3 protein-coding genes are annotated in these 1603 nt (G+C 58.0%); 2 read left to right on the top strand and 1 reads right to left on the bottom strand.

Going from position 1 to position 1603, the window contains the following annotated elements:
• The first annotated feature begins 20 nt into the window (after positions 1–20).
• Both AC628_RS41235 and AC628_RS43635 read left to right on the top strand, forming a co-directional pair.
• Complete coding sequence (locus AC628_RS41235; RefSeq protein ID WP_074132527.1) at positions 21–713, top strand: Crp/Fnr family transcriptional regulator; 693 nt, start codon at positions 21–23, stop codon at positions 711–713.
• Positions 714–888: 175 nt separating this feature from the next.
• Positions 889–1137, top strand: a complete 249-nt coding sequence (locus AC628_RS43635) for a hypothetical protein (protein ID WP_143202095.1) — start codon at positions 889–891, stop codon at positions 1135–1137.
• Between the two features lie 205 nt (positions 1138–1342).
• Here the strand turns inward: AC628_RS43635 and AC628_RS45010 are convergent.
• Positions 1343–1603 (bottom strand): hypothetical protein (locus tag AC628_RS45010; protein ID WP_210190339.1); only part of this gene is annotated, 261 nt, incomplete at its 5' end.

Genomic DNA, 1603 nt, shown 5'->3' with positions numbered 1-1603 from the left:
CCTTTCCTCGGGAGCGCATAATGAAGAACCTTTTGCTCGGCCAGCTCGGCCAGGACGACTTCCAACGACTTGAGCCCTATCTCAAGATCACACCTTTCAAGCAGCATGCGGTCTTGTTCGAAGCAGAACAGGAAATCCAGCACGTCTACTTTCCGACGAGTGCGGTGGTGTCTTTGGTCGTGACGCTCGAGTCGGGGGAGTTGGTCGAGGCCGCCATGGTCGGCTCGGATGGCGTCGTCGGGGCCTCGGCAGCGCTTGACGGACGAATTTCTCTCAGCCGCGGAATTGTCCAACTGTCCGGTGACATCGTCGTTAGCAGCCTCAACGGAGTGAAGTCGGCTGCATTGCAAAGTCCCAAACTACTGTCCCTGCTCGTTCGTCATGAGCAGACCGTATATGCGCAAGCGCAACAGTCGGCGGCTTGTTTTGCGTTGCACCATGTACAGTCCCGTCTTTGCCGTTGGCTGCTGCGGGCCAGGGACCTGGCGGGCAGCGACACTCTACCTTTCACGCAGGAATATTTAGCGGAAATGTTGGGAGTTAGGCGAACCAGTGTAACTGTCGTCGCGCACACCCTGCAATCTGCCGGCCTGATCAAATATGCCCGCGGGAAAATCCAGATTCTCGATGTGGAAGCACTCCAAGACAGCGCGTGTGAGTGCTACGGGGCCGTGAAGCGCCATTACGCGAGGCTGCTAGGTCCCATCACGTAAGGGCTGACTTCGACGGATGTCAAAAATCGGCGCTATGTCAGGAACCTCACATAGTGGCGCGCGTTTGGCCTGATCGGCGAGCCGATCTCAAAGGCCTTCCTCTCCTGCGAACGCTACAGTTCGGCAGAGGAACTGATCAGAAACTCTCACAAATGTAAGTTCCTCGGAGGCTGTCATGGATGGCTATCGAAACGAACGCGCGCGCGCGCGCGCGCAGCAACTGTTGGCTGAAATTGCACCCTTACCTGATGACTCGGAACTCCAGCGCTTGCGCGAATTATCTCTGGCTTACATTCGCGAGGCCGAACGCTGCGAAGGAAAATCTGCCGGCACCCGGGAGGCTAGCGAGCAAATCTCCGCAGCCCTAGATGCGATAGCCCGCGACTTTTTCTCTCATGCTCTTCAAAATAGGCCGAAGCGGTAGTGCCTCGCGTCCTCGGCGCGATACGATTTACCGAGAGCCTGGTTATTCGAAGTGCGCACATTTGGCCGGCCGGCCTCCGAAGAGCCTTTCAACGGAGTTTACGGCCGAAGCGTTGAGGCCCTCAGTCGCGGGTTCTCATCGGGCTTGAATGTCGCCTCGTGGCCCCTTAGCCGAAGGGCGCTCTGACGTTCGGAACGTCGACTTATTAGAAAAGACCGGACGTCTGTCCGGCCAATCTATTTTTCAGCCTTTGATCGCCTGTCGTCGGCCTCGAGGCCGCTTTTTCCGTTTCAGTTCCTGAGTTGCTCGACCCGCGCCGTCGCCTGGACAGCGGGAACGCGGGCTCTTTCTCCGTCCAGGCAAACCCCAACAAACCAGGAGTCACTGATCCATGCGAGTGGACATCAAGCAGCTGCGCCAGGCCCGCGCCAATAAGGCAAAGGACGGCAAAACCGCGCTCGAGCAG

Source organism: Bradyrhizobium sp. NAS96.2, from assembly GCF_001908235.1.
Lineage (GTDB): Bacteria > Pseudomonadota > Alphaproteobacteria > Rhizobiales > Xanthobacteraceae > Bradyrhizobium.
This window is presented reverse-complemented; position numbering and strand designations above follow the sequence as displayed.